Origin of the sequence: uncultured Oceanicoccus sp., assembly GCF_963968385.1 — a bacterium.
Classification (GTDB): domain Bacteria; phylum Pseudomonadota; class Gammaproteobacteria; order Pseudomonadales; family Dasaniaceae; genus Oceanicoccus.
Genome location: NZ_CAXAHB010000081.1, coordinates 1 through 6,757, shown reverse-complemented (window position 1 = coordinate 6,757; position 6,757 = coordinate 1). Strand labels below are relative to the sequence as shown.

General features: G+C 44.6%; 10 protein-coding genes. 5 read left to right on the top strand and 5 right to left on the bottom strand.

The features are described 5' to 3' along the window. Positions 1-392: DoxX family membrane protein (locus AACP44_RS07960; protein ID WP_339339984.1), on the bottom strand; the 392-nt coding region annotated here is incomplete at its 3' end. Between the two features lie 102 nt (positions 393-494). Here AACP44_RS07960 and AACP44_RS07955 point away from each other — a divergent pair. From AACP44_RS07955 to AACP44_RS07940, 4 genes are all read left to right on the top strand, one after another. Then, entirely contained in the window at positions 495-827 is a 333-nt protein-coding gene (locus AACP44_RS07955; RefSeq protein ID WP_339339983.1) for a helix-turn-helix domain-containing protein, read from the top strand. A 106-nt stretch (positions 828-933) separates the two neighbouring features. Then, entirely contained in the window at positions 934-1,338 is a 405-nt protein-coding gene (locus AACP44_RS07950) for an SMI1/KNR4 family protein (RefSeq protein ID WP_339339982.1), read from the top strand. Further along, a complete protein-coding gene (locus AACP44_RS07945) occupies positions 1,339-1,983 on the top strand; it encodes a glutathione S-transferase (protein WP_339339980.1) in 645 nt (214 codons plus the stop codon). It begins immediately after the preceding gene. 49 nt (positions 1,984-2,032) lie between these two features. Continuing rightward, positions 2,033-2,275 (top strand): DUF6868 family protein, encoded by a 243-nt coding sequence (locus AACP44_RS07940; protein ID WP_339339979.1) that lies wholly within the window; start codon positions 2,033-2,035, stop codon positions 2,273-2,275. A gap of 6 nt (positions 2,276-2,281) precedes the next feature. Here the strand turns inward: AACP44_RS07940 and AACP44_RS07935 are convergent, their stop codons facing one another. After that, on the bottom strand, positions 2,282-2,500 hold the full coding sequence (locus AACP44_RS07935; RefSeq protein WP_339339978.1) for a DUF2970 domain-containing protein: 219 nt from the start codon (positions 2,498-2,500) through the stop codon (positions 2,282-2,284). A 22-nt stretch (positions 2,501-2,522) separates the two neighbouring features. Next, positions 2,523-3,293: a ferredoxin--NADP reductase gene (locus tag AACP44_RS07930; RefSeq protein ID WP_339339977.1), complete on the bottom strand. Its 771-nt coding sequence runs from the start codon at positions 3,291-3,293 to the stop codon at positions 2,523-2,525. 118 nt (positions 3,294-3,411) lie between these two features. Between AACP44_RS07930 and AACP44_RS07925 the strand changes: the two genes are divergently transcribed. Then, positions 3,412-4,290, top strand: coding sequence for a LysR family transcriptional regulator (locus AACP44_RS07925; protein WP_339339985.1), 879 nt, complete (start codon positions 3,412-3,414; stop codon positions 4,288-4,290). 82 nt (positions 4,291-4,372) lie between these two features. On the opposite strand, the gene AACP44_RS07920 is transcribed toward AACP44_RS07925, so the two are convergent. Both AACP44_RS07920 and AACP44_RS07915 read right to left on the bottom strand, forming a co-directional pair. Further along, complete coding sequence (locus AACP44_RS07920; RefSeq protein ID WP_339339975.1) at positions 4,373-5,110, bottom strand: general secretion pathway protein GspB; 738 nt, start codon at positions 5,108-5,110, stop codon at positions 4,373-4,375. Between the two features lie 2 nt (positions 5,111-5,112). Then, positions 5,113-6,684, bottom strand: a complete 1,572-nt coding sequence (locus AACP44_RS07915) for an AAA family ATPase (RefSeq protein WP_339339973.1) — start codon at positions 6,682-6,684, stop codon at positions 5,113-5,115. Between the last annotated feature and the right edge of the window lie 73 nt (positions 6,685-6,757).

The window sequence follows — 6,757 nt, the reverse complement described above, 5'->3', positions numbered from 1 at the left end:
TTAAAAAAGAAATACAAAGACACGCCAAGTAAATAGACTTGTATATTCTTAAATAAATCGGCTGTGATTAACCAATCTGAGTGCGCAAGAACAAGCGCAAAGACCATCAACACTGACAGCACTAATGCAAATAGTCTGGTTAACAATTGACCCCCAGCGCCACTTAAAAAACCTGACAAAATAATGCCTATGCCGCCTATCACCTCAACAAGGGGCACCATGATAGCGATCAAATCTGGAAAACCAAAAGCAACCAACCTTTCTGAAGGTAACGGAAACTTTCCATAACCATATAGAAAAAACGATATCCCTAGAATAATTCTTAGAAACCAAGGCCCGACAAAAGAAAATCTGCTAAGAGCGTTATTCATATATTCATTTAAGCCATTCATTTTTATTTCCTCTGATTGAAAACAAGCACCATAATTAAGACAATGAATATAACAAGTACTAATAATTAAGTTAGTACTAAATAAAAACATAGTATAAAATTTATGAAAGACAATTATTGTGCTATTTATCAGGTCACAAAGTTAATTGGTGGTAAATGGAATATGCCCTTGATGCATATCATTCAGTCAGGGCCAAAAAGGTTTGGTGAATTAAGAAGGACTTTATCCCCGATTACAGAACAAATGCTCACCAAGCAGCTGAGAGAATTAGAAAGCCATGATCTAATTTCAAGGAAAGACTTTCAAACCATACCGCCGAGGGTTGAATATACGCTGACGGAGTTTGGCCAGTCACTTTCTGGCATTATCAATCAGTACCAAGACTTTGGCGAAAAGAATAAGAGTAAGATAATTAAGCTATTATCCAATGATTAAGCCTCGTGCTAATGCCCGCTAATTTAGTTTGAATGACTTTAGACGTTATCGTTGCTTCAATGCGGGAAAAACCGAATACCATCAGATAAAAGAAAGACAGAACAATATGGACAAAATCATCGCCGAGCTAAGAGCCTGTAACGAACAGGTGCCAGTACCGTTAGAGTTGCCAGATATGGACGATATTATTGATGTCGAAGAGCAGCTATTGGTGGCGCTCGATAATGAATTTCGGCAATTTATGCTGACTGTCAGCGATGTGATTTATGGAACGCTGGAGCCGGTTACAGTGGCAGATCCCAGCTCCCATACGTATTTGCCTGAGGTGGCCGCCGTGGCTTGGTCGCTGGGTGTGTCCCGAACGTTAATTCCGCTCTGTGAGGACCGCGGCAATTACTATTGCACCAATGAAATCGGCGAAGTGGTCTACTGGAAAGACGGTGCCGTTACCGATGATGAGCCCTGGGCCAATGTCTGGCAGTGGGCAGAACATGTTTGGTTGAATAGTTAATTGGCTAAGCCGACGCGCGCGATACTGTATTCATTCCGTCGCTGCCCTTATGCGATGCGAGCGCGGATGGCCTTATTGTCTAGTCAGATTTCGGTAGAGTTAAGGGAGGTGTTGTTGCGTGACAAGCCGGCCTGCCTGCTGAACTATTCTGCCAAAGGCACCGTACCGGTTTTAGTGACAACCGATGATCAGGTGATTGATGAAAGTCGAGATATTATCATCTGGGCGTTGCAGCAAAATGATCCTGAACAATTATTACGCGCCGATCAGCTATCGCTAAATCAATTAATCGATCAAAACGATGGTGACTTTAAAGCTAATCTCGATCGCTATAAATATGCCGATCGCTATCCAGAAAAATCTCAGTTGGAATATCGCCGCGAAGGTGAAAAATTTCTTGCGCTCTTGGAACAGCGCCTAAGCGCCCATACCTATTTAATCGATAACCAACCCTCAGTGGCCGATATCGCTATATTTCCCTTTATTCGTCAGTTTGCTCTGGTTGATAAAACGTGGTTTGATGGCAGCCAATATAAAAATTTACGGCGGTGGTTAAATACTTTTTTAACCTCACCCATGTTTGAATATTGTATGCAAAAACAAGCGCCGTGGCGCTATGGCGACAAGCCGATTGTCTTTCAATAGTTTTTTAATAATGGAGATTAACGACCACTAACACAGCGAGGAACCAACGATGGATAGTGAATGGCTAATTAGTTTTTTTGCTTGGGGTGCAGTGATTAATCTTTTGCTATTACTGCTGTGGTTTTTAGTGATTATCGTGGCTCGTGATTGGATAATTAATTTTCACGGTCGCTGGTTTAAATTATCGGAACAGAGCTTTGATAAAATTCACTATGGGCTGTTAGCCGTATTTGAGATGCTGGTGTTTATCTTCTTTATTACACCGTATCTGGCGTTGCGGTTTTTTGCCTAGCGTTGTTTATTGATTCAGAACGATATTAACCAATAAATAAATAGCGCCATACCAAACCGCGGTCATTAAAATAGCCACCGCGATAAACTGCGAGGCTTTGCCCCGCTTAAAGTCCCGCTGTTTATTTTTAGAACTTTGCACGCCGAAAAACGAGGCCAAAACACTGCCGACCATTTGAAAAAACCCCAGTGGTTTTTCAGATTCGCCAGTCGATTGGTTTTCCATGGTTGTTGCCTATAGAGAGTGTTTATTCAACAAAAGCACGTTCAACCACATAATGGCCAGCATTACCGTGCCGAGCTTCTTTTAAATCCAGCGCATCCAGAATGGCACAGGTATCTTTTAACATGCTCGGGCTGCCGCAAATCATAAAGCGATCATCAGCTTTATTAATCGCTGGCAAACCAATATCGCTAGTGAGTTTACCACTTTCTAATAGATCAGTGATACGCCCTTCGTTTTTGAACGTTTCGCGAGTAACGGTTGGGTAATAAATTAATTGGTTTTTAACTAAATCACCAAAGTACTCATTGTGTGGCAGATGCTCATTAATCGACTGTTGATAAGCTAGCTCATCGATATAGCGACAACCATGAGTAAGAATAACTTTTTCATACTCGGAATAAGTTTCTGGGTCTTTGATAATACTCATAAAAGGAGCCAGCCCAGTGCCGGTACTAATCAGGTACAGATTTTTACCTGGCAACAGATTGTCGAGAATTAACGTGCCGGTAGGCTTGCTGCTAATCAGAATATTATCACCGGGCTGTACCTTCTGAAGTTCAGAGGTTAGGGGGCCATCGGGTACTTTAATGCTGAAAAATTCCAGCTCGTCCTCGTAGTTGGCGCTGGCAATACTATAGGCGCGCATCAGAGGTTTGCCGTTGCGCTCCAGCCCAATCATGGTGAAATGGCCATTCTTAAATCGAAAGCCCGAATTGCGGGTGGTTTTAAAGCTAAACAGGGTGTCCGTCCAGTGATTAACATCGGTAACTTGTTCGGTGAGTAAATTGCTCATGGCGATTATTTAATCCGGCTAATAAATGATGGAGGTACAATAAGCCGACTTGATATATTAGTAAAACAGGTTATTCTTGTTTATATAATCGGTTTTACCAATGTATGAGCTAAATGCTATGCGCTATACCCTTAGACAGTTGGAAGTTTTTCTTGCCACCGCCCACTTTGAGAATGTCACCAAAGCGGCGCAAAGCCTAGCTATGTCGCAGTCTGCAGCGAGCGGGGCACTCAAAGATCTGGAGCGACAGTTTGATATGCAGCTGTTTGATCGCGTTGGCAAACGCCTGCAAGCCAATGAGCAGGGCCTGTCGTTGCGGCCCAAAGCGCAGGCGCTTATCGAACAGGCCAAGGTGCTAGAGCAGCAATTGATTAATCATAAAGATATCGGCCATATCAAGGTGGGGGCAACACTCACTATTGGTAACTATTTGGCGGTGGGGCTAATTGCCGACTTTATGCGAGAAAATCCCGGCGCAGAAATTCAGCTTGAGGTTGCCAATACCGAAGCTATCGCCAAGCAGGTGCTGAATTTCGATTTGGATATCGGCTTAATCGAGGGTGAGTTTTATCATTCGGATCTTGAGGTTAGCCATTGGCGTGATGATGCCCTAGTAGTATTTTGCGCGCCCAATCATCCACTGGCACAAAAGTCAGTGCTTGACGATCAGGATCTAATAGCCGCCGAGTGGATTCTGCGTGAAACGGGTTCAGGTACCAGACAAGGTTTTGATCGTGCCATGCATGGTCTATTGCCTAGCCAGTCGATTAAATTAGAACTGCAGCACACAGAGGCCATTAAGCGCGCCGTCGAAGCCGGGCTAGGCATTTCCTGTTTATCAAACATCACGCTGGAAGATGCTTTTCAGCGCGGCAGCTTGGTACCGTTAAAGATTCCACACCGGGATTTTCACCGCGCTTTTTACTTTATTTTGCATAAAAATAAATATCGCAGCACCGGTATTCAGCGGTGGCTGGCTTTATGTCAACGAAACTAACTATTCTACTTAGCCGAGGTGACGGCGTTAGTGATTGCACTGCAGAAACGAAAGAGTGAAATGTGTTTTCAGTGAAGAAGTGCTAGTTGTAATTCGCCCAGCTATTGAGGGCCGGCAGACGAAATTGTGTACCATTTAAATCGAGCACAATACTATCGTTTAAAATGGCAATCAGTCGCAAGCCTGGCATAAGCTGAGCGCCGACTCTCACAATATTGCCGTTAAGTTTTACAAAACCGGCACCGTCCTCTTCTGAGTAGACATGCACTTCATAATCAATATTTGGAATAGACCGCTGGAAACGTGATGAGCGTTCCGTAATGAAAGGAATCTGTTGCAAAATAAAGCGAGTGTTGTCGATAGCTGGTTCTTCTTTAATAACGGGAGCCTGGCCGATAGTGGGCGCACTGATTTTGTTTGCTGCCGTCGGTTGTTTATACAGTGATGTAATTGTGGCGTTGGCTTCTGGTGTTGCCGGTTTTCTAACGGGTTTTTCAATCACGGTTTTGTTTTCCGCCGTCGATTTTGCTGAAGTCGCGGCAGCGTTTTTTTGCGGTGTTGGCGGCGCCTTTTCGGCTACCGTCGCTATTGGCGACACAGCGATAGACTCTGTTTGAATATTAGCGCCGCTATCGTCTGACCACTGCGAATAAACAAAAGCACTAACGGCAAGACAGACAATAGCCGCTTCAATAATCCAGCGCCGCACAGGTCTACTGGTTTCCGGAGCAGGCCCATGACTGGCATGCAAGTTGGGAATATGATTTTCTTCAGTACGTTCCTGGTCGGCGCGATTAAGGGCATCTAAAATTAGCGACATACTTAATCCTCCGCCGCTACCGCTGGCAAGGTTTTGGTTTGATTTAATTGTTGGTTTATTTTTAATAATGTTTTTAAACCAACAACACCATCATCAAGTAATTGATGATTTTTCTGAAAAATCTTTACTCGCTGTAAAAGTACCGAGTTAAAAGTGTCTTCTGCTAATAAGCTACTTTGGCCATCGATCTCGGCAAATTGTTCAGCCAGCCATTTAACCATAGGCCCGTTATAGTCGATGGAAAAAGGGACGGTATAGGCTGGCGGGGGCGACCAGACAAAGAGAAAGTCGCCGGTCCACAATTCACCCAGAACGGCCAAGGGCACCGAGGATATTTGATCATTAAGGCTTACGGTCGCCTGTTGGTTATCAATACCGATAAGGATGGCATAGGCCTGCATTTTGGCGGGGGTAATGAGTGATAACACCACGGGCAGATTGTATTCCATCAGAGCTTGCCAGGTTTTTACAGTCAATCGTTCACAGCGTGGACTTGATCGCTCTTTTTTGCTGCAGATCAGATTTAAATCATTCCCTTCCAGCTCAAGCGCAGCTAATAATTCGTTTACCGCCTGTTGTTCGCTATTAATCCAGACAGGTTTTGCAACAGCCGGCTCAGCAACAACTGCAACCACGGGCTCAACGGCGCTGCCTTTTTCGTCGATCAGCGGCCACCAAGCCGCTACCGCGATTAACAAGGCTGCCGTAACAGCAATAATGGATACTGAAAAAATGGACGCGGGACGTTTAATCTCTGCTTCCTCGCCCATCACTTCGGTAATCGCTTGTTTTAACATTGCGCGATCAACCACAGTTTTATTTTGGCCGTAGGTGCCCAACAACATATGGTCACATAACACATTAATAATACGCGGCACACCGCGGCTAACAGCATGAATACCTTTAACGATTTTTTTCGGAAATAACGTTTGGTTGGCAGGCAAGCCAGCGACGTGTAGCCGGTGGCGGATATAAGCATCGGTTTCTGCCAAATTCAGCGGCTTTAATTGATAGCGGGCCGTAATGCGCTGGGCGAGTTGCCGCAACTCGGGTTTATTAAGCAGGGTGCGTAATTCCGGCTGTCCCACCAGTATAATTTGCAATAGTTTTTTGGTGTTGGTTTCAAGGTTGGTCAGCAAGCGAATTTGTTCTAACACTTCAAACTGCAAATGCTGCGCTTCATCTATTAGCAAAACGGTATTGCGGCCATTGGCATGGTTGGCCAGTAAAAACTGATGCAACTTATCGGTTAAGGTTTTAAGGCTTTGCTCACTGCTATGGTAGGCAATACCTAGTTCATCACAGACGGTAGCTAAAAGCTCAACAGCATTTAATGCTGGGTTAAGGATTAACGCAATATCGGTATTTTCAGGAATTTGTTCGAGCAGGCTTTTATTAACCGTGGTTTTGCCGGTGCCGACTTCACCCGTAAGCAGAATAAATCCGCCGCCTGCGCCTACGCCATAGAGCAGATGCGCCAGCGCATCGCGGTGACGGGCACTCATAAACAGGTAGCGCGGGTTGACGGCAATAGAGAAAGGCGCTTCTTGCAAACCAAAGTAGCGGTGGTACATATGGTCTCGCCTATGGGTGTTTATGGGATGGGACGGTGCTTATTATGCATAAATCGTCAATTGAAAGCTATGG